22 protein-coding genes are annotated in these 19,856 nt (G+C 63.9%); 8 read left to right on the top strand and 14 right to left on the bottom strand.

Annotated features, from left to right (window positions below):
- Window positions 1–99: 99 nt before the first annotated feature.
- The 3 genes from H3H51_RS08830 (at window position 100) to H3H51_RS08820 (ending at window position 3,506) form a co-directional block, all read left to right on the top strand.
- Window positions 100–1,173, top strand: coding sequence for a DUF748 domain-containing protein (locus H3H51_RS08830; RefSeq protein WP_183088667.1), 1,074 nt, complete (start codon window positions 100–102; stop codon window positions 1,171–1,173).
- 168 nt (window positions 1,174–1,341) lie between these two features.
- Window positions 1,342–2,187, top strand: coding sequence for an AAA family ATPase (locus tag H3H51_RS08825; protein WP_183088666.1), 846 nt, complete (start codon window positions 1,342–1,344; stop codon window positions 2,185–2,187).
- 140 nt (window positions 2,188–2,327) lie between these two features.
- Window positions 2,328–3,506 (top strand): vWA domain-containing protein, encoded by a 1,179-nt coding sequence (locus H3H51_RS08820; protein WP_183088665.1) that lies wholly within the window; start codon window positions 2,328–2,330, stop codon window positions 3,504–3,506.
- A gap of 104 nt (window positions 3,507–3,610) precedes the next feature.
- Here H3H51_RS08820 and H3H51_RS08815 read toward each other — a convergent pair whose 3' ends face one another.
- The 6 genes from H3H51_RS08815 to H3H51_RS08790 form a co-directional block, all read right to left on the bottom strand.
- The gene (locus H3H51_RS08815; RefSeq protein ID WP_407926474.1) at window positions 3,611–4,519 is read right to left on the bottom strand and encodes a DUF2950 domain-containing protein; all 909 of its coding nucleotides are present in this window, start codon (window positions 4,517–4,519) and stop codon (window positions 3,611–3,613) included.
- A 13-nt stretch (window positions 4,520–4,532) separates the two neighbouring features.
- Complete coding sequence (locus H3H51_RS08810) at window positions 4,533–5,864, bottom strand: DUF3300 domain-containing protein (protein WP_235981317.1); 1,332 nt, start codon at window positions 5,862–5,864, stop codon at window positions 4,533–4,535.
- Between the two features lie 426 nt (window positions 5,865–6,290).
- On the bottom strand, window positions 6,291–6,824 hold the full coding sequence (locus tag H3H51_RS08805; protein WP_183088663.1) for a DUF2937 family protein: 534 nt from the start codon (window positions 6,822–6,824) through the stop codon (window positions 6,291–6,293).
- 4 nt (window positions 6,825–6,828) lie between these two features.
- Window positions 6,829–7,608: a class II glutamine amidotransferase gene (locus H3H51_RS08800; RefSeq protein ID WP_183088662.1), complete on the bottom strand. Its 780-nt coding sequence runs from the start codon at window positions 7,606–7,608 to the stop codon at window positions 6,829–6,831.
- 3 nt (window positions 7,609–7,611) lie between these two features.
- Complete coding sequence (locus H3H51_RS08795; protein WP_183088661.1) at window positions 7,612–8,058, bottom strand: HIT family protein; 447 nt, start codon at window positions 8,056–8,058, stop codon at window positions 7,612–7,614.
- A 52-nt stretch (window positions 8,059–8,110) separates the two neighbouring features.
- Window positions 8,111–8,590 carry an MFS transporter gene (locus tag H3H51_RS08790; protein ID WP_183088660.1) on the bottom strand — a complete coding sequence of 160 codons (480 nt, stop codon included), beginning with the start codon at window positions 8,588–8,590 and terminating at the stop codon, window positions 8,111–8,113.
- A gap of 106 nt (window positions 8,591–8,696) precedes the next feature.
- Between H3H51_RS08790 and H3H51_RS08785 the strand changes: the two genes are divergently transcribed.
- The 3 genes from H3H51_RS08785 to H3H51_RS08775 all read left to right on the top strand — a co-directional run bounded on the left by H3H51_RS08785 (window position 8,697) and on the right by H3H51_RS08775 (window position 12,758).
- Window positions 8,697–10,736, top strand: a complete 2,040-nt coding sequence (locus tag H3H51_RS08785) for a S9 family peptidase (RefSeq protein WP_183088659.1) — start codon at window positions 8,697–8,699, stop codon at window positions 10,734–10,736.
- Window positions 10,737–10,828: 92 nt separating this feature from the next.
- On the top strand, window positions 10,829–11,365 hold the full coding sequence (locus tag H3H51_RS08780) for a DUF4124 domain-containing protein (RefSeq protein WP_183088658.1): 537 nt from the start codon (window positions 10,829–10,831) through the stop codon (window positions 11,363–11,365).
- Window positions 11,366–11,390: 25 nt separating this feature from the next.
- On the top strand, window positions 11,391–12,758 hold the full coding sequence (locus H3H51_RS08775; protein ID WP_220790899.1) for a TIGR01777 family oxidoreductase: 1,368 nt from the start codon (window positions 11,391–11,393) through the stop codon (window positions 12,756–12,758).
- Between the two features lie 75 nt (window positions 12,759–12,833).
- Here H3H51_RS08775 and H3H51_RS08770 read toward each other — a convergent pair whose 3' ends face one another.
- Together H3H51_RS08770 and H3H51_RS08765 are read right to left on the bottom strand one after the other, a co-directional pair.
- Complete coding sequence (locus tag H3H51_RS08770) at window positions 12,834–13,373, bottom strand: hypothetical protein (protein WP_183088657.1); 540 nt, start codon at window positions 13,371–13,373, stop codon at window positions 12,834–12,836.
- 118 nt (window positions 13,374–13,491) lie between these two features.
- Complete coding sequence (locus H3H51_RS08765) at window positions 13,492–13,812, bottom strand: hypothetical protein (protein WP_183088656.1); 321 nt, start codon at window positions 13,810–13,812, stop codon at window positions 13,492–13,494.
- 83 nt (window positions 13,813–13,895) lie between these two features.
- Here H3H51_RS08765 and H3H51_RS08760 point away from each other — a divergent pair, with 83 nt between their 5' ends.
- Complete coding sequence (locus H3H51_RS08760) at window positions 13,896–14,237, top strand: YajD family HNH nuclease (protein WP_183088655.1); 342 nt, start codon at window positions 13,896–13,898, stop codon at window positions 14,235–14,237.
- 59 nt (window positions 14,238–14,296) lie between these two features.
- The gene (locus tag H3H51_RS08755) at window positions 14,297–14,767 is read left to right on the top strand and encodes an RNA methyltransferase (protein WP_183088654.1); all 471 of its coding nucleotides are present in this window, start codon (window positions 14,297–14,299) and stop codon (window positions 14,765–14,767) included.
- Here H3H51_RS08755 and H3H51_RS08750 read toward each other — a convergent pair.
- The 6 genes from H3H51_RS08750 to H3H51_RS08725 form a co-directional block, all read right to left on the bottom strand.
- Window positions 14,764–15,996: a hypothetical protein gene (locus H3H51_RS08750; RefSeq protein WP_183088653.1), complete on the bottom strand. Its 1,233-nt coding sequence runs from the start codon at window positions 15,994–15,996 to the stop codon at window positions 14,764–14,766. The genes H3H51_RS08755 and H3H51_RS08750 overlap by 4 nt on opposite strands.
- 56 nt (window positions 15,997–16,052) lie before the next feature.
- Window positions 16,053–16,502, bottom strand: coding sequence for a YcgN family cysteine cluster protein (locus tag H3H51_RS08745; RefSeq protein ID WP_183088652.1), 450 nt, complete (start codon window positions 16,500–16,502; stop codon window positions 16,053–16,055).
- An 83-nt stretch (window positions 16,503–16,585) separates the two neighbouring features.
- On the bottom strand, window positions 16,586–17,518 hold the full coding sequence (locus H3H51_RS08740; protein ID WP_183088651.1) for a D-2-hydroxyacid dehydrogenase: 933 nt from the start codon (window positions 17,516–17,518) through the stop codon (window positions 16,586–16,588).
- Window positions 17,518–17,811 carry a YcgL domain-containing protein gene (locus H3H51_RS08735; RefSeq protein WP_183088650.1) on the bottom strand — a complete coding sequence of 98 codons (294 nt, stop codon included), beginning with the start codon at window positions 17,809–17,811 and terminating at the stop codon, window positions 17,518–17,520. Before H3H51_RS08735 ends, H3H51_RS08740 begins: the two co-directional genes overlap by 1 nt.
- A 1-nt stretch (window position 17,812) precedes the next feature.
- Window positions 17,813–18,931 carry a ribonuclease D gene (gene rnd / locus H3H51_RS08730; protein ID WP_183088649.1) on the bottom strand — a complete coding sequence of 373 codons (1,119 nt, stop codon included), beginning with the start codon at window positions 18,929–18,931 and terminating at the stop codon, window positions 17,813–17,815.
- Window positions 18,932–19,042: 111 nt separating this feature from the next.
- Window positions 19,043–19,786 carry an SDR family oxidoreductase gene (locus H3H51_RS08725; RefSeq protein WP_183088648.1) on the bottom strand — a complete coding sequence of 248 codons (744 nt, stop codon included), beginning with the start codon at window positions 19,784–19,786 and terminating at the stop codon, window positions 19,043–19,045.
- Between the last annotated feature and the right edge of the window lie 70 nt (window positions 19,787–19,856).

The following is a 19,856-nucleotide window of genomic DNA, read 5'->3' as shown; positions in this document are numbered from 1 at the left end:
CCTATGCCGCAAGGCCCGGATCGTCCAGCCGCAGACAAGTCGAACTCTGCAGACCACCCGGCAGTCCATCATGCACACGTGCACAAAACGGACGCCCCGATGAAACGCCGCTACAGCTTGCCGCTAGGGACCCTGCTCAGCCTCGTCCTGCTTCTGCTGGCGTTGCATATCGCCCTCCCCTATGTGATCCGCAACTACCTGAATGACGCCCTCGCCGACATGGGCGAGTACCGCGGGCACATTATCGATGTCGACCTCGCCTGGTGGCGCGGCGCTTACCGGATCAACGGTCTGCAGATTGTCAAAGCCGACGGGCAGGTACCCGTGCCCCTGCTGGACGCACCCTCCATCGACTTGGCGGTGAGCTGGAGTTCGCTGTGGAACGAACACGGCATCGTCGCGCGGGTCATCTTCGAGCGCCCGCAGGTCAACTTCGTCGACGGTGGCGCCAGCGCCGACAGCTCGCAAAGCGGTGCTGGGGTGGACTGGCGCGAGCAGTTGAACAAGCTGCTGCCAATCACCCTCAACGAACTGCGGGTGGTCGACGGGCGTCTCGGCTTCCACAACTTCAACTCCACCCCGCCGGTAGATATAGAGGCCACGCAGGTCAATGCCAGCCTCTACAACCTGACCAATGTGGCCGATGCCGCCGGGGAGCGCGTGGCGCGCTTCGAGGGCCGCGCGCAGTTGCTCGGCCACGCACCGCTGGAAGCCACCGCATCCTTCGACCCGTACCAGAACTTCGAGGACTTCGAGTTCCGCCTGCGCGCCACCGGCATCGAACTGCGCCAGCTCAACGACTTCTCCGCCGCCTATGGCAAGTTCGACTTCAATGCCGGCCACGGCGACGTGGTGATCGAGGCCAACGCGGAAAACGGCCAGCTCAGCGGCTATATCAAGCCGCTGCTGCGTGATGTCGACGTGTTCAACTGGCAGCAGGACGTGGAGAACGACAACAAGGGCTTCTTCCGCTCGATCTGGGAAGCGCTGGTCGGCGGTGGCGAAACCGCTCTGAAGAATCAGGGCAAGGACCAGTTCGCCACGCGCGTCGAGCTCAGTGGCAGCGTCCACCAGCAGGATGTCAGCGGCCTGCAAGCGTTTCTCTCGATCCTGCGCAATGCGTTTATCCAGGCCTTCAACACCCGATTCGAGAACACCCCTCCGGCGCAATAAGCCGCTGCGCACGCCTAGAACGCCATCCATCGCCCCGTGACCCGTCATTCAGTGACTGAATGCCCCGTCTGCGTTCACAGCCTGGCAGAGCGCGCGGTATAGTCGGTTTTTGCGTCTCTACAGCGCCGGGCACGCAGTACCGGAGCGTTACCGTTCGAGGATTACACGATGAAGTTCGAAGGCACCCAGTCCTACGTCGCCACCGACGACCTGAAGCTCGCGGTCAACGCCGCCATCACCCTGCAGCGTCCCCTGCTGGTCAAGGGCGAGCCGGGTACCGGCAAGACCATGCTCGCCGAGCAACTGGCCGAGTCCTTCGGCGCCAAGCTGATCACCTGGCACATCAAGTCCACCACCAAGGCCCACCAGGGCCTGTACGAGTACGACGCGGTCAGCCGCCTGCGTGACTCGCAGCTGGACTCGGACAAGGTCCACGACGTGCGCAACTACATCAAGAAAGGCAAGCTGTGGGAGGCCTTCGAGTCCGAAGAGCGCGTCATCCTGCTGATCGACGAGATCGACAAGGCCGACATCGAGTTCCCCAACGACCTGCTGCAAGAACTCGACAAGATGGAGTTCTACGTTTACGAGACCAACGAGACGATCAAGGCCAAGCAGCGCCCGATCATCATCATTACCTCGAACAACGAGAAGGAACTGCCGGACGCCTTCCTGCGCCGCTGCTTCTTCCACTACATCGCCTTCCCCGACCGCAGCACCCTGCAGAAGATCGTCGACGTGCACTACCCGAACATCAGCAACTCGCTGGTGGCCGAGGCGTTGGACGTGTTCTTCGACGTGCGCAAGGTCCCGGGCCTGAAGAAGAAGCCCTCCACCAGCGAACTGGTCGACTGGCTCAAGCTGCTGATGGCCGACAACATCGGCGAAGCCGTGCTGCGCGAGCGTGATCCGACCAAGGCCATCCCGCCACTGGCCGGCGCCCTGGTGAAGAACGAGCAGGATGTGCAGTTGCTCGAGCGCCTGGCCTTCATGAGCCGCCGCGCGGGCCGCTGAGGCTTTTCTCCCCTCTCCTCCTGGGAGAGGGGCCGGGGGTGAGGGCTGCACCCAGCAACTGCGAGCTGCCTGCACCCCTCACCCTAACCCTCTCCCAAAGGGAGAGGGGACTGTCCGAGTATTCCTAGAGGTCCGCAGCCATGCTGCTCAACCTGTTCAATGAAATGCGTGCAGCCAAGGTGCCGGTCTCGGTGCGCGAGCTGCTCGACCTGATCAATGCGCTGAAACAGCACGTGATCTTCGCCGACATGGACGAGTTCTATTTCCTCGCCCGTACGGTGATGGTCAAGGACGAGCGCCACTTCGACAAGTTCGACCGCGCCTTCGCCGCCTACTTCAAGGGCCTGGAGAAGCTCGACGACTTCCTCGAGGCGATGATTCCCGAAGACTGGCTGCGCAAGGAATTCGAGAAGCACCTGACCGACGAAGAACGTGCGCAGATCCAGTCCCTCGGCGGCCTGGACAAGCTGATCGAGGAGTTCAAGAAGCGTCTCGAAGAGCAGAAGGAACGCCACGCCGGCGGCAACAAGTGGATCGGCACCGGCGGCACCAGCCCGTTCGGTTCCGGCGGCTACAACCCGGAAGGCGTGCGTGTCGGCGACGCCGGCAAGCGCCAGGGCAAGGCGGTCAAGGTCTGGGACCAGCGCGAGTACAAGAACCTCGACGACCAGGTCGAACTGGGCACGCGCAACATCAAGGTCGCCCTGCGCCGCCTGCGCAAGTTCGCCCGTGAAGGCGCGGCGGACGAGTTCGACCTCGGCGGCACCATCGACCACACCGCCAAAGACGGCGGCCTACTCAACATCCAGATGCGCCCGGAACGGCGCAACACGGTGAAGTTGCTGCTGCTGTTCGATATCGGCGGCTCGATGGACGCGCACATCAAGGTCTGCGAAGAGCTGTTCTCGGCGTGCAAGACCGAGTTCAAGCACCTCGAGTACTTCTACTTCCACAACTTCGTCTACGAATCGGTGTGGAAGAACAACCTGCGCCGCACCAGCGAACGCTTCTCCACCCTCGACCTGCTGCACAAGTACGGCGCCGACTACAAAGTGATCTTCGTCGGCGATGCCGCCATGGCGCCCTACGAAATCACCCAGGCCGGCGGCAGTGTCGAACACTGGAACGAGGAAGCCGGCTACGTGTGGATGAAGCGCTTCATGGACAAGTACAAGAAACTCATCTGGATCAACCCCTACCCCAAGGACGCCTGGAGCTACACCTCGTCGACCAACATCGTGCGCGAGCTGATCAACGACCAGATGCACCCGTTGACCCTGCGCGGATTGGAAGAAGGCATGCGCTTCCTCACCAAGTAGGACCAGCCGTGGGAGCGAGCAGCGCTCGACCCTACACAGCAAAACGCCGCTGCTCCGGAAGGAGCAGCGGCGTTTTCGTTTGCGGCGTTGCCGGCACCTTGCATTCAAGGCGTTGCTGGCGTGTCGCCCTCGGCTCCCGCGTCCACCTCGTGCCAACTGCTGTCCGGATCGAAGCGGGTCATTTGCTCAGCGAGTTTGGCGCTGTCCGGTCCCAGGTCCTTTTCGAATACCTGGCCGTCATGGCTGACCATGAAACTCATCACGCCACTGTCGTCATAACTGGCCGGCCAGGCGATCAGGGCAAAACCACGGCTCATGTTGTCACCGAGTTTGTAGTCGTAAGCACCGCCAGGCGCGGAAGGTCCCTGGGCCGTGAGGATGCGGTAGTGATAGCCATGCCAGGTCCCGTCGGGCAGGTCGTCACCAAACAGCGGGCCCAGCGGGCTTTCCTCGAGACCTGGCTCTTCTGCCCAGTACAGCCCATCGTACTGGCCGTCGCTGCTGATGAACTGCTGCGCGTACTCGAGTACGCCGTCGCCATCGCGATCGACCTCGGCGTAATCCATCTGCGCATCGTGATAAGCCAGCGCCGCCTGCACAGCAGCCAGCTCGTTGCGGCCAATGCGCCGCACCCGAACTTCCTCGCCACCCGCCTTGGTATCGAATACCCAGCCCTCCTTGCCCTTGACCAGTGGTAGGGGGAAGGTCCAGGGCGTATTGCCGACCACCAGGGCCGCATGTCCGGTAGCCGCAGTCTCTATCGCATGTTTCTCGCGATAGAGAGCCAGGAAGGCATCGACATCCACACGTTCGACGTCATCGGTCGGGATATAGGTTTGCCAGTCCGCGCCCAGCAGGGCGTTGAGGCGCTCGTCATCTGCCTTTTCAGTACCCAGCGCGGCCACCAGCGCCTCGGCGGCGGCCTCCGCGGTGGGATAAGCCTGCTGCGCCTGGACAAGCTGACTCAGCGCCAGCAGCAACAGCATCGGGATAACACGCAATCCAGCCATCATGAGGGTTCTCCTGTCAGCGCCGGCGGGCGCCGCCTCGGGAAGCACGTTGCACGGTATGGCCGCCACTGCGCGCCGCTTGGGGTCGGCTGGCTGCAATCTGGCTGGCTTGGCCGCGATTGATTTGCGCGCGCGACTGCGAAGGGTTGCGGGCACCAGCAAAAGCATTGTCACGCGTACGCGGGGTGCTGGCGTGCTGCTGACGCACCTGTTGGCGGACCTGCGGATTGCTTGATGCACGTGGGCGGGCCTGGGCAGCACGGGTCGAGGCCTGGGCGCGCTGGCGTACCTGCGAATCGCGGTTGAGATCACGGGTTGCCGCCTGCGCTCGATCACGGGCCTGATCTCGATTGACATCATGCGTCGCCCCCTGCAACCGCTCGCGGGCCTGCGGGTTCTGGCCGAGCTCGCGGGTCGCCGCCTGGGCGCGCTCACGGGCCTGGCTGTTGTTGAGCGCCGGCGCCTCGATGCCACGTTGCTGCAGGGACTCACGAGCCCGCGCGCGCTCGTCACTGCGCTGCACATCGCGGCCACGGAACGCATCGCGCTGCTCGCTGCCAGGCAGGCGCTGGTTGTATTGCTGGCGACTGGCCCGGTCCCGGTAAGGCACACCGTCGCGGTGGACCGAGTTGTGCTTCCAGTTGTTCTGGTTGGCGTTGAGCTGCCGGTTGACGTTGAGGTTGTTGTAACGGTTGACGTCGATATCGACATCGCCATGCCCCCAGTCGCAATCGCCCCACAGCGAATCAACGATCGCCACACCCGCTGCGAAGCCCAGGCCGGTAGCCAGCGCGTTGCCGAAGGCGTAGCCGGGTGGCGGCGGGTAGTACGCCGGTGGATAGGACGGGTAGGCCCAGGTGCCGTAAACCACGCTCGGGTTGTAGCTGGGCACATAGACGACCTGCGGCTGGGTCGGCTCGATGATGATGGTCTGCGGTGCGGGCTGCTGCACCACGGTCGTCCCGGCCGGAGCAGGTGCGGGCTCGGCGGGCTGCTCTGTCACGCGCTGCTGCTCGTTGGATTCGAGATGACCAGAGTCCTTGGCCTGACGACGCAGGCGCTGAACCGAATCCATCACGGCGTCGGGCTGGGCGAGGAAGGCATCGCCTACTTTCTGCACCCAGGCAGGGTCTTGTCCAAGAGTCGCCAATGCCGCTGGGAAGGCCACCAGCGACTGCACGCTCGGGTCCCAGGGCTGATCTGCCACCTGGCGTACGGCCGCGTCGCCACTGCTGTCCGGATGCTCCATGGACCAGCTCGCGGCGTCGGCCACATCGCCCGGGTAGGTGGTCGCCATCAATACCTGGGCCAGCAGCGAATCCGGATACAAGGCCAGCGGCGCCAACATCTGGTCCAGTTCCTCCGGTTTGAATACGGCTTCGCTAGCGGCCGTAGGGGCGGAGGCAGGTGCTGGGTCTGGCGCAGCAGCCGTGGCTGGAGCAGTCGCCACAGAGGCCGTGGGCGAGGCCTGCGCCTGGGCTGGATCCTTTTCATCCGAACAACTGGCCAGAGCCAACGCGGCCAACAGGATTGTGTAGCGGTGACAAACACGCATGACGCTTCTCCCTGGGAAGAAAAGCGGGTTGAGGCCAGAGCCACGCGATTGTCGTTAGCGCGGCCAGGCCCGGAAGTCATACGCCGGTCGACAAGAGGACACGGCGATCTGACTCAGCCTAGTCAATCCGCTCTACTTTGCAGGTTTGCCTGTGACGAATAGCGGCCTGCCGCCATTATTTCGCTCACGCGTGAATGGCCAATAGGCAGTGCCGCCCGATCAGCGCCAGTGGCGTTTCTCGTAGGCAATGGTCTTGTGCTTACGGCCATAACCCAGGGTCCAGCCCAGGCCGACGAAGACCAGTTCCACCAGCCAGGCCAGCAGCAGCGCACAGCCAATGCCCCAGGCGATGGCCTGCGGGGCGAGGAGAATCTGGTAGCTGTAGGCGTCGTAGGTTTCCTGCAACAAGGCCTGGTCCGCGTCGCTCGCCAGGTGCCAGACCTGCGCATACCAGGGCCCTTGCATGGCCAGCCATTCGGCCTCCATCAGGCTGTTGCGCTCGACCAGGTGGGCGATGCTGTCGGCGTCGCTGCGCATCACGTCATCAGTGCTGGCGCGATAGTGGGCGACCAGGGCATTGAGGTCGCCGGCGAAGAACTGCCGGGCGGTCTGGCGAAAGCCCAGCAGGCTCTGTTCCGACTCATCGCGATGGGCCGTCACGCGCTTGCTGTAGTCGTCGATGAAACCCGGCACCTGTACGCCAATCAACAGGCCCAGCGCAAACATGGCCAGGCGCAGATAACTTCTGAACATCGTGCTATTCCCCTGTCTGTCCGTGGGCGATGCATTCACCGCGGCGCCACAGGCTCCATTCACCTGGTCGCAGCAGGTTCCAGGACTCGTTGTCGGTCAACGGTTCGGTGGCGATCACCGTCACCACGTCGTTGGGGGTGGTTTCCGCCTGGAAATCCACCATCACATCGGCATCTTTCAAGCGTGCCGGGCCAAACGGCGCGCGGCGGGTAATCTGCGCCAGCTTGGTCGAGCAGTAACAGAACAGCCAGTCGCCGTTGCTCAGCAGGCAGTTGAACACGCCTTTGCGGCGAAACTCCTGGGCGGCACGAATCAGCACCGGCAGCAGCACCTGCACCCCCACCGGCTCGGGGAAAGCGGTGCGCACCCGGTTGAGCAACTCGCAGAACGCCGCTTCGCTGTCGGTATCGCCCACCGGGCGGTAGAAGGAAAACTGCGGCGCGAAGTCGGCCAACTGGCCGTTGTGGGCGAAGCACCAGTTGCGCCCCCACAGCTCGCGCACAAACGGGTGGGTATTGGACAGGCAGACCTTGCCAACATTGGCCTGGCGGATATGGCCGATCACCGTCTCGCTCTTGATCGGGTAGCGCTGCACCAGCCGCGCCACCTCTGAGTCGACGCTGGCCGAGGGGTCCTGGAACAGGCGCAGACCGCGCCCTTCATAGAAGGCGATGCCCCAGCCGTCACGGTGCGGGCCGGTGCCGCCACCGCGCTGCATCAGCCCGGTGAAACTGAAAACGATGTCCGTGGGGACGTTGGCGCTCATGCCGAGCAATTCACACATGGTTCAGGACTCTCGTTGCAGGGCGCTACGCAGCATCTCGGCTTCACGCGCCAGGCGTGCATCCAGACGCCTGCGCGCCTGCGGCAGGAAACGGGTGAGGATACGCCAGCACAGCGCCATCAGGTCGCCACGCCGGCGGGGCAGCAGGTGCAGATGCAGGTGCGGCACATGCTGGTTGGCCACCGGGCCATCGTTGAGCAGCAGGTTGATGCCCTGCACACCCGGATCGCTGGCGTACAGCACGCGACTCATGCGCGCCGCCAGCGCCAGCAAGGCATCGCGGGCCGGGTTAGGCAGATCGGCCAGGAACGGGGCATGGCCACGCGCGACGATCAACAGATGCGCCGGGCGCAGCGGGAAGATATCCAGCAGCACCAGGAAATGTTCGTCTTCATGGATCGTATGCGCCGGCAGATGGCCGTCGGCAATGGCACAGAACACGCAGCTCATGGGCTCTCCTGTCACAAGCGGCCATGCTGAACGCACAGCCTCTGGCGTGCAACTAGAGGCGCGGCTCGATGCGCAGGCGCCGGTCGCCATTGGCATCCATGCGGGTATCGGCGTCTGGGCGGGACTCGCGGGCCATCATCTCGCGCAGGGTCGGCTCGTCTTCCTCGACAGCCGGGCCCCGCGGGCCACGGCGTTCGTTCCACCAGCGCTCCACCGGCCAGCGCAAGCCGGCGAACGCCAGCCATATGGCAAAGGCGATCAGGCCATAAATGGCCAGGTCAGCCACCGCACGCCAGGCGTTGTTGCCGACCTTGAACAGCACATCCAGGGCGGTGATGGCGATGGCAGGAGCGAACAGCTCCTTACCCGGGTCGACGATGGTCGGCGTCAGCAGCAGCACGGCAACCAGCACACGCAGCGGCTCGCGCAGCCAGCGCCACATCCACTTCGTCATGTGACACCACACCAGCAGGCAGCCGAGAGCGGAAACGGCATACACGCCCCAGGCAAGCAGATAGTCTTGTTCAGTCATGCGAGTTCATGGCTAGGCCGGCAAATGGGCGCTTATCATAACGGCTTTTCCGCGCCCCGGCGCCCCTGCTATCGCCTCCCCCGTTCCCCTTCGAGATCACTCAACAATGCCCAACGCCCCGATTGCTCGCCGTGAAGCCGCCGCCGACCCCTACCACTGGCTGGAGCAGCGCGATGCCACCGAGGTACTGGAGCACCTGAAAGCAGAAAACGCCTACCTCGAGGAGCAACTGGCCGGGCAGAGCGAACTGCGCGAGGCGCTGTTCCAGGAGATCAAGGGCCGTATCCGCGAGACCGACCTGTCGCTGCCCAGCCCCTGGGGGCCGTGGCTGTACTACCAGCGCACCACCGCCGGCGACGAATACCCGCGCCACTACCGCTGCCCGCGCCCGGCCGATGGCAGCCTGAGCGTGGACGAAAGCGCCGAGCAGTTGCTGCTCGACCCCAACGCGCTGGCCGGCGATGACTTCTTCTCGCTGGGCGCCTTCACCGTCAGCCCGGACCACCGCCTGCTCGGCTACAGCCTGGACACCTCCGGCGACGAGATCTACCAGTTGTTCGTCAAGGACTTGGACAGCGGCGCCATCAGCACCCTGCCCTTCGACGATTGCGACGGCAGCCTGACCTGGGCCAACGACAGCCTTACGCTGTTCTTCACCACCCTCGACGACACCCACCGCCCGCACCAGCTGCACCGCCACCGCTTGGGCGAAGACCACGCGACGCTGGTCTTCGAGGAACAGGACGGGCGTTTCTTCCTCAGTTGCTACCGCTCCAGCTCCGAGCGCCAACTGGTCCTGCTGCTGGGCAGCAAGACCACCAGCGAAGCCTGGATCCTCGACGCCGAGCAGCCCGACGGCGCCTTCACCTGCCTGGCGCCGCGCGAAGAAAACCACGAATACTACGTCGACCACGGCCAGCTGGACGGGACTTGGGCCTGGCTGATCCGCAGCAACCAGAGCGGCATCAACTTCGCCCTGTACGCGGTCAAGGGCGAGCAGGTGCCGACTCGCGCACACTGGCAGGCGCTGATCGCCCACGACCCGCAACGCATGCTCGAAGGCGTCACCCTCAACCGCGATGCCTTCATACTCAGCCTGCGGGTCGGCGGCCTGCCGGTTATCGAAGTACACCCCCAGGGCGGTACGGCCTATCCCGTGCAACTGCCGGACGCGGCCTACAGCCTGTATGTGCAGGACAGTCTGGAGTTCCACAGCGCCACCATCCGCCTGCGCTACGAGGCGCTCAATCGCCCGGCGCAGGTACGCCAGCTGGAGCTGGCCACGGGCGCACAGCAGGTGCTCAAGCAGACACCGGTAGAAGGCCCGTTCGATGCCGACGCTTACGAAAGCCGCCGCCTCTGGGCCACCGCAGGTGACGGTACCCAGGTGCCGATTAGCCTGGTGGCGCGCCGCGACGTGCTCGCTTCCAGCACACCCGCCCCGCTCTACCTGTATGGCTACGGTGCCTATGGCGAAAGCCTCGACCCCTGGTTTTCCCACGCCCGCCTGAGCCTGCTGGAGCGTGGTTTCGTCTTCGCCATCGCCCATGTGCGCGGCGGCGGCGAACTGGGTGAGGCCTGGTATCGCGCCGGCAAGCTGGAACACAAGCACAACAGCTTTGGCGACTTCATCGCCTGCGCCGAACACCTGATCGTCACCGGCCACACCTCGCCCCAGCAACTCGCCATCAGCGGTGGCAGCGCCGGCGGCCTGTTGATCGGCGCCGTGCTCAACCAGAGCCCCGCGCTGTTCGCCGCTGCCATTGCCGAAGTGCCCTTCGTCGATGTGCTCAACACCATGCAGAACCCCGACCTGCCACTGACCGTCACCGAGTACGACGAATGGGGCGACCCGAACCAGCCCGACGTCTACGAGCGCATCAAGGGTTATGCGCCGTACGAGAACGTCAGCGCCCAGGCCTATCCGGCGATCCTCGCCGTAGCCGGCTTCAACGACAGTCGCGTGCAGTATTGGGAAGCCGCCAAATGGGTGGCCAAGCTTCGCGCCACCCGTACCGACAGCAACCTGCTGCTGCTCAAGACCGACCTCGGCGCCGGCCATGGCGGCATGAGCGGCCGTTACCAGGCGCTCAAGGATGTAGCACTGGAATACGCCTTCCTGCTCAAGGTACTCGGCCTGGTCTGAGACCTGCTCAAAGCAAGGCGGGGCTTGGCAGCGCCTGGCCACCGCCTTATGGTTCGTCGGCACATCACCTGATCTGCAAAAGGATTTACCGCGTGCTCAGATCCCTGCTTGCCCTTGCATTGTGTTGCTCGGTCCTGGCCGCACAGGCCCAGGTCTATACGTGGGTCGACGCCAACGGGCAGAAACACTACGGCAACATGCCGCCCACGCCGGAGCAGCCGATCGAGGCCGTTGAAATCCGCGCGACCTCGCCTGGCAGCGCCCCAGCTGCCCCGGTTGCCGCCCCCGAAGCCGAACCCCAGGCAGCTAGCCCCAACCCGGAAAGCACCGAACAAAGCGCCAGCCAAGCCCCCTCGTCGCAGAAAATGTGCAGCGACGCACTGCGCTGGACGGCCTCGGACATCCCCAATCTCCAGGAAATCGGTCGCGAACGTCGGCGCCAAGGCAAGATCAGCCAAAGTCAGTACCAGAAGGCGATGAGCGCGCTCGACCAGGTCAAAACCACGGTCACCATGCCCAACTGCCTGGCCAGTAGCGGCGATGATCGACGCCAATTCGAATGCCTGTCCCAGGGCCTGGGCATTGCCGTGTGCTCCGGCGCCCTGAGTGAGGCGCTGAACAAGCTCTGACCCTTCGCAAGAAAAGGACGTCCCCATGCAAAATCTGCTCTACCGCTGGCTGCTCCTGGTAGGCCTCGGCCATGTCGGGCTCGGCGTCATGCTGGCCTTCACCGCCCAACTGGCAATCGCCGAGCCCTACTTCAACTACCTGTATGCCAGCTTCGGCATCAGCCCACCGCCTGCCGCCGAATACCAGAGCCTGCTGACCACGATGGTGCGCCTGTTCGGCCCTACAGTGGCCAGTTGGGGGCTGCTGTTCAGCGTGCTGGTGTACCTCTACCGCGAGCAGGGCCATCGCGTGATAAAACCGACCCTGTTCGCCGCGCTGCTGCTCTGGTGCGTGCTGGATAGCGGCATATCCGCTTCTTTCGGCATCTACGCCCATGCGTACCTGAATGCCGCCGCAGCCTTGTCGATAGCCATACCCCTGCTATTTCTCAAACCGATCCGAACTACCGCCATCGCACCCGAGGCCCTCCGCTACAGCAGCTCAAAGCAGCTAAGAATTCTACTGACGGGAGGAACCGGTTTTATCGGTCACCCGCTAAGCATCGCGCTTAGCCAGGCTGGTCACGAAGTATTGATCCTCACCCGTGGGAAAATCCCTGCGTCCAGCCAACTGGCCGGACGCATCAGTTACCTGAGTGACCTCGACCAGATTGCCAGTCATGAGCGCATCGACTGCATCATCAATTTGGCTGGAGAGCCGTTGGCACACGGACGCTGGACCCCACAGAGGAAAGCCACCTTTCTGAGTAGCCGTCTGCAGGTAACCGATGCCCTGCTTCGCCTGGTCGAACGCCTGCAACAAAAGCCCGAGGTGCTGCTGAACGCCTCGGCGGTGGGCTTTTACGGCCACCAGCACGATCAACGACTGAATGAGCAGGCAGCACCCGTAGACTGCTTCTCTCATCAACTCTGCCAGCAGTGGGAGCACGCCGCGCTGAACTTTGAGACACAAGGAGTGCGTGTCTGCCTGCTGCGTATTGGCATAGTGCTGGGCAGGAACGGAGGCCCACTGCAGGAGCTGAGGAGTTCTTTCGACTTGGGCCTGGCCACCCGACTGGGCAACGGCCGCCAGTGGATGCCGTGGATTCACCTGCAGGATGTACTGGACACCTGCGCGTTCCTGCTTACCCGACCGGATCTGACTGGCGCCTTCAATGTCACGGCCCCCGAGCCAGTGCAACAAGCGACATTCAGTCATGCTCTGGGTAAGCAGTTAGCCTGCCTGCCAATAAGCCTGCCTGTTCCGGCAAAACTGCTGCGTTTACTTGTGGGAGAAATGGCCGATGAAATCCTACTCAGCGGCCAGCGAGTGGTGCCACGCAAACTGCTGGATAGCGGCTACCAGTTCGCCTACCCCGATCTGTCGAAAGCTCTGAAAGAGTTGACGGCCTAATCCAGCCTGTAAGGCAGCGGAAAGAACAACGCCCGCGCAGACAAGTCCGAGCGGGCGTTTTTAAAGCGCGAGCGCTTACAGCATGTGGTTCTTCTTGAACTGCTGAATGGTCGCTTCCGGGCGCCCTTCTTCCTTCTGCAGGCCGTAGATCACCGTCTTGCCGTCCGGGCCGCCGCCGATGTCGGTGTAGCGGAAGATCGGCTCGCCCAGCTTGATCATCTCGACCATGTCGCCGTAGCGCTTGAACACGTAGATGGCGCCGTCCTGGCGCACTTCGCCATAAAAGGGCGAAGCCGGTGGCTGGGCCACCTTGAGGAAGCGGTAGGCGGAAATCTTGTCCAGCGCCTTGCCCTCGTCCTCGGCGCGCAGGACCAGAATCTGCTCCTGGCCAGTGGCCGCCTTCTCTTCCAGGGTACGCATCACCGGCGCCGTGCCGGTGGCCAGGTAGTCCTTGAACACCTGATAGTCGTCGAACACCAACACCTGGGTCTCGGTGCGAACCTGGTACCAATCCTCGTTGTTCGGCGCTACCGGCTTGGCGACTTGCATCGGCGCGGCGCAACCGGCGAGGGTCGCGGCCAGAATGGCGAACGACAAGGGTTTGAGAAGGGACATGGCAACTCCTGATGGCTGTTGTAGTGGCCAGGCACGTTGCCGCAGTCGAATGACCGGGGAATGAAGATTAAATGGCAGTTGCGTGACAACCCTGAACGGATGCGACCGGCGCGAGTTTTCAGCGATCCGGCGAGGGTGACTTCAGGTTCTCCGCCGGGTGTTGAATATTGCGCCGCTGCTCTTCCAGCTGCGGCAGCGGCTGGTCTTTCGGCAATGGGGCCGGTGTATTCATCGGCCGGGGCTGGGCCGGGTTGTTCAACAGCGGCGGACGGTTACCACTGCCCAACGGGCGTACCTGCGGCTGCCCATAAGGCTGCGGCGTGGCGGTGCCGGGCGAGCCGCTGGCCGGCGCCACCGGAACACGCAGCAGCTCGGCCGCCGATAAGCTGCCTGTCGACAACAGGCCCAGCAACAGTGCGAACACAGGGAAATTACGCATGGCGGGCTCCAGTTACGTGGGCTTTGGCTTTATTCTGGCAGCATCGGAACCATCGCGTTCGCCACCCGACCACAGGTCCAGCCATGAGCACCAGCACCAACAGCCGTTTCCTCTCCGCCAAGGCCGAGGAGGACTACCGGCAGAAAGCCCTGAAGATGTACCCGCACGTATGCGGCCGTTGCGCCCGCGAGTTCAGCGGCAAGCGCCTGAGCGAGCTGACCGTGCACCACCGCGACCACAACCATGGCAACAACCCGCAGGACGGCTCCAACTGGGAGTTGCTGTGCCTGTTCTGCCACGACAACGAACACTCGCGCTACACCGACCAGCAGTACTTCGCCGAAGGCTCTACCGCCAGCCCGCAAGCGGCCAAGTCCACCTACAAGGCTTTCGGTGACCTGGCCAGCCTGCTGAAAAAGGACTAATGGCAGGCACTGCGCCGGGTGCGGCCGTATAATCGCCGTCTTTTTGCGCGAGCGTTACCGTGGCCAACAAACGATATAGCTGCATCGGCCTGTTCAACCCCAAGTCACCGGAGAATGTCGGCTCGATCATGCGGGCCGCCGGCTGCTATGGCGTCAGTTCGGTGTTCTACACCGGCACCCGCTATGACCGCGCCAAGGACTTCATCACCGACACCAAGAAGGTCCATCAGGACATTCCGCTGATCAATATCGATGATCTGCGCCGCATCGTGCCGCTGGGCTGTACGCCGGTGGCGGTGGAGCTGGTGGAAGGCGCGCGGTCGCTGCCCAGCTACACCCATCCGGACCGGGCGCTGTACATCTTCGGCCCGGAAGACGGCTCGCTGGACAAGGAAATCCGCGACTGGTGCGGCGAGGAAGTGGTCTACATCCCCACCAATGGCTGCATGAACCTGGCCGCGACGGTCAACGTAGTGCTCTACGACCGCCTGGCCAAAGGCAACAACACCCGCTCAGGGCCGCAGTTCTAGTCGAGCTTCAGCAGGTCGCTGTCGAGCACTTCCGAGGCGCGGCCCATGACGTTCTCGCTGACTTCGATGAAGTCCTTGGTGCTGACCTTGTCCATGCGCATCAGGCCACGGGTGACGTCATCCAGGGAGTGCTGGTTGTTGGTGGTCTTGCGGATCTCGCGATCCAGGTCCTGCAGCAGGATTACCGCGCGCGCAGTGACCGGCCCGGTGGATTCCTCGGTGCGCAGGCTCGGCACCGACTTGCCCCAACTGCTGAGCTTCTTGCGGATCGTCTGGTAGCGGTCCTCGCTCATGCCACCGGAGCGGCGCATCAGCTCGATGGCGTAGTACTCGGCTATGCCTTCGCTGATCCAGTCGCTCTTGTTGGTGTCCTTGATCCGGCTGAACACATGCACCAGCTCGTGCACCAGGGAACTGGTGCCGTTCTCGCTGACCAACGGCCGCTCGCTTTGCATGAACAGCGAGTTCGGTGCCGAAAGGCCGCCGCGCCACATCGGGTCGCCGGCGCCGACGATCAGCAGTTTGGCCGGATCACGCGGGAATACCGCCTGGGCCTCGGGCCAGATGAAGGTCAGCAGGGTCAGAATGTCCATTCGACGCAGGCCCTCGCCGACGGGCGCGGCCACGGTCACGTCGGTATCGCCCAGTTTGGCGCGACGGCTGCCGATCTTGCCGGCGAGCATCCAGCCGGTCGGGCGGTCGAACTTGCGCGACGGATTGTCGATACGGAAGCGGTTCTCGCCAATGCGCGGCCAACCGGTTTCAACGCCCTTCCAGCCCTTGGGCAGGTCGAACTGCAGACGCGAGACCAGCTCGACATCATCGTCCTTGACCATACGCGCACTGGGTACCAGGTCATCGCCGCGAAACAGCGCCCAGTCCGGGGTCATGCGGGCGTCAAAGCTGCCGGATTTGCGCGGATGGCTGATGCGTACGCGGTAGGTCAGGGTCGACTTGCCCTTGCCGGGTAGCCAGGAGCCCTTCTCTTCACCGTCCTGTTGCCAGCTGCCATCGGCCTTGAAGTCGCTGAAATAGCCCTTGTCACCCAGATCGAAGGTCAGGCTGCGCACGCCATCGGCCTTTTCCAGGGTCAGGCTGACTTCGGCCTGATCGCTCTCGGGGAGAAAACGCACCAAGTAGTCCAGGTCGACCTTCTTGGCCGCCCAGGCCGGGGCACAGAGGCTCAGCAGGGCAATCGAGGTGAGCAGCTTCTTGAGTGGCAAAGGCATCGGGGGCTCCATGCAAAAACGGATGTCCAGGTATGACCGGAACTCGGCCAGAAAGCTCAACCTGCGCGAAAAATCAGGTAATCCTCCCAGTCATCTTCGGCCACGCTGTTTTCGCTCAGCATGCGTCCGGACTGGGAAATACGCTCGTGGTGCACCGCATCACGATCACCACACACCAAGTGGTGCCAGAGCGGCAGGTCCTTGCCTTCGCTGACCAGGCGGTAGCCGCAGGTTGGCGGGAGCCACTGGAACTGATCGGCCTGCGCTGGGGTGAGCTGGATGCAGTCTGGCACCTGGGCGCGGCGGTTGCTGTAGTCGCTGCACTGGCAGGTCTTGAGGTCCAGCAGTTTGCAGGCAATGCGCGTGTAATAGACGCTGCCGTCATCCTCGTCTTCGAGTTTCTGCAGGCAGCACAGGCCGCAGCCGTCGCACAGCGACTCCCACTCGTCCTGATCGAGCTGGGCGAGGGTTTTGCGTTTCCAGAAGGGTTCGACTTTGGCGGCCATGACTCGGATTTTAGATTGCGACGCGGAAAAGGCCGGCAGTCTAGCCCCAAGGCCGGTAGCGGCCAAGCATTGGCGACTGGTGGTTAGTAGCCGCGGGCGAAGTCCACCTGCCCGCGCAGCGCCTGGCCCTGCTGGTAACGCTGCAGGTTGTCGAGGAACAACTCCGCCATCGCTGCCGGGTCGGTCGGCGCCGAGCTGTGCCCGGTCAGTAGCAGGTGCGGTGCGTCCCAAAACGGATGCCCTGGTGGCAGCGGCTCCTGGCGGCACACGTCGATCACCGCGCCCGCCAGTTGCCCCCGGTTCAGCGCCGCCACCAGATCCGCGTCGACCACCGCCACGCCGCGCCCGGCGTTGATCAGCAGCGCATGTGGCTGCATCCGGGCGAACAGCGCGGCGTCGTAGATATCTCGGGTCGCCGGGGTATCTGGCAGCAGGTTGACCAGGCAATCGGCCCAGCCGGCCAGTTCGCCCAGATCGCTCATGCCACGCACCTCGGCGAAAGGCGCGATGGCTCTCGGCTCACGGGCGATGCCGCGCAACTCGATGCCAAACGGGGCGAGCAGCTGCGCCACCTGCTGGCCGATATCGCCGGCACCGACGATCAACACCTTGGTGCCGCGCAGGCTTGCCGATGGCGTGCCATCCCAGTGCTGTTCGACCTGGCAGGCCAGGCGCGCCAGCAATTGCCGACGATGCGCCAGCAGGTAGGTGAGCACGTATTCGGCCATGACCTGGCCAAAGATGCCGACCGCGCGAGTCAACGGGTAGTCCTGCGGCAGACCAGCACCAAGGAGCGGCGTGATGCCGGCCCAGGTGGACTGCAACCAGGCCGGCTTGAACCCGGCACGCAGCAGGGGCATCAGCAGATCCGGCTGGCCCAGCCAGACCGGGCACTGCCCCGCTACGTCGAGCAGCTCACACGAATCAGCCGCCGCAATCAGCTGCAAGTCCGGCCGCGCGGCCCGCAGCAGGTCGGCGTAGCGGGCGTGAGCCTGTTCGGCGAGCAGGACGCGCATCAGACCGGGTCGTTACGACGCAGCAGTTCTTCCGGCAGGTGCTCGATGTAGTCATCTTCCGGCGGCGGCATCTGCAGGTGATAACCCTGGTTCTCGAGGTTCTCCAGCACCTTGTGGATGTCCTCGCGGGCCAGTGGCTTCTCCGGGGTCAGGACCAGGCTGAAAGCCAGCTGCGGCGCGCCAAAAGCGGCCAGCAGCGCCTCGGGTACGCGCTTGAGCTCATCGCTCTTGAGCACGTAGAGGTACATCTCGTTCTTGCGGGGACTGCGGTAGATCGAACAGATTTTCTTCATGTCAGTTTTCCAGGGCGGCCAGCAAGGCCTCGCCCATCAATTCACGACGCCAGCCACGCAGGTTGTCCGGCAGTTGATAAGGGCCGTCCGGATAACCGCTTTTGAGCAGGGCTTCGAGGGATTTCTTGCGCAGCATCAGCTCCGGGGCGATCTGCAAACGTTCGGCCTCGCGCTGACCGACCGCACGCAACTGCTTGAGCAACGCGGTGGACTCCAGCGGCAAGGGCAGCGGCAGCGATTCAGGCCACCGCTCCGGCGGCAATGAGCCGGCATCCTTGATCAGCGCCAGCAGGGTTTCGCCATCCTGGCGCACGGTTTTCGGGTGCATCTCTTCGATGCGGGCCAGGGCCACCAGGTTGTCCGGCTGGGTCTTCGCCAGCGGCCACAACGAGTGCTCACGGATGATGCGGTTACGCGGCTGATTGCGTGCCCGGGCCTGACGCTCACGCCAGGCGCACAGCGCGCGCATCACCGCCAGTTGCTGGCGCGAGAGCTTCCAGGCCAGCTTGGCGTCGCGGTACAGTTCGTCCGGATCGGTTTCGCGGCGCAGGTTGGCGACCAGTTCGGCGCCGTCTTCCAGCACCCAGGCGTGCTTGTCCGCACCCAGCTTGGGTTGCAGGCGTTGGTACACCTCGGCCAGGTGCAGGGCATCTTCGGCGGCGTAGCTGATTTGGGTCGGTGACAACGGGCGCTGCAGCCAGTCGGAGCGGGTCTCGCCCTTGGGCAGTTCGATGCCGAGGACTTCCTGCACCAGGCGCGAATAGCCCATGGAGAAGCCCAGGTTGAGGTAGCCGGCGGCCAACTGGGTGTCGAACAGCGGAGCTGGCAGGCTGCCGGTCAGGCGCGAGAAGACTTCGAGGTCTTCGCTGCAGGCATGTAGCACCTTGACCACCGCCGGATCTTCCAGCAATGCGGCAAAGGGCGCCCAGTCGCTGATAGTCAGCGGATCGACCAGAAACGCGCGCTGGCCATCCCCCACCTGCAGCAGGCCGGCGATCGGATAAAAGGTGTCGACCCGCATGAACTCGGTGTCGAGGGCAACGAACGGCAGACGCTGCCAATCCGCGCAATGACGCGCCAGGCTGGCGTCGTCGAGGATCCATTGAATATCGATAGCCACGCGGCACTCCTTTGGCAATGCCGCGCAGTATATATGCCCAGCGCGCAGGCCGGGCGTTTGAGCGGCCACTCAGGCACGATCGCTCACCCGCCCGGACCGGCACCGGCGCCCTCAGAACTCCTGCACGGTGGGACGCAGCACCACTTCACTGATGTCCACATCCGCCGGCTGCTCGATGGCATAGGCGATGGCGCGGGCCACCGAGCTGGCCGGTATAGCCTGTTTGTAGAACTCGTTGACGTTGTGCGACGAGGCCTCGTCCGAGCTGCCGTGCTTGAGTTCGGAATCCACCGCACCGGGGGAAATGAGGGTGACCCGGATGCTGCCGCCCACTTCGTGGCGTAGCCCTTCGCTGATCGCCCGCACGGCGAACTTGGTGCCGCTGTACACCGTACCGCCCGGCGAGAACACCTTGATCCCGGCCACCGAGGCGATATTGATGATCTGCCCGCTGCCCTGCTTCTGCATCTGCGGCAACACGGCGGCAATGCCGTAGAGCACGCCCTTGATGTTGATGTCGATCATCCGGTCCCACTCATCGATGCGCGCCTGCGCCATCGGCGCGATGGCCATGAACCCCGAGTTGTTGACCATCACGTCGATGCGGCCGTAGTGGGCGATGGCGGCATCGGCCAGGGCCTGCACCTGCGCCTGCACGCTGACATCGGTGGTCACCGCCAGCGCATCACCGCCAGCAGCGCGAATTTCTGCGGCGATGGCCTCCAGACGCTCGGTGCGCCGGGCGGCCAGCACCACCCTGGCGCCCAGGGCGGCCAGATGGCGTGCGGTACTTTCGCCCAGGCCGCTGCTGGCACCGGTGATCACTACAACTTTGTCGCTGATGTTGTTGCTCATGGTCTGCTCCCGAATCACGTTGGCAATGGCAGAGATGTTCTGCGTGGGGCGCAGTATGGAAAAGGGCTTT

This window comes from Aquipseudomonas ullengensis (genome assembly GCF_014174475.1).
GTDB lineage: Bacteria > Pseudomonadota > Gammaproteobacteria > Pseudomonadales > Pseudomonadaceae > Aquipseudomonas > Aquipseudomonas ullengensis.
This window is presented reverse-complemented; position numbering and strand designations above follow the sequence as displayed.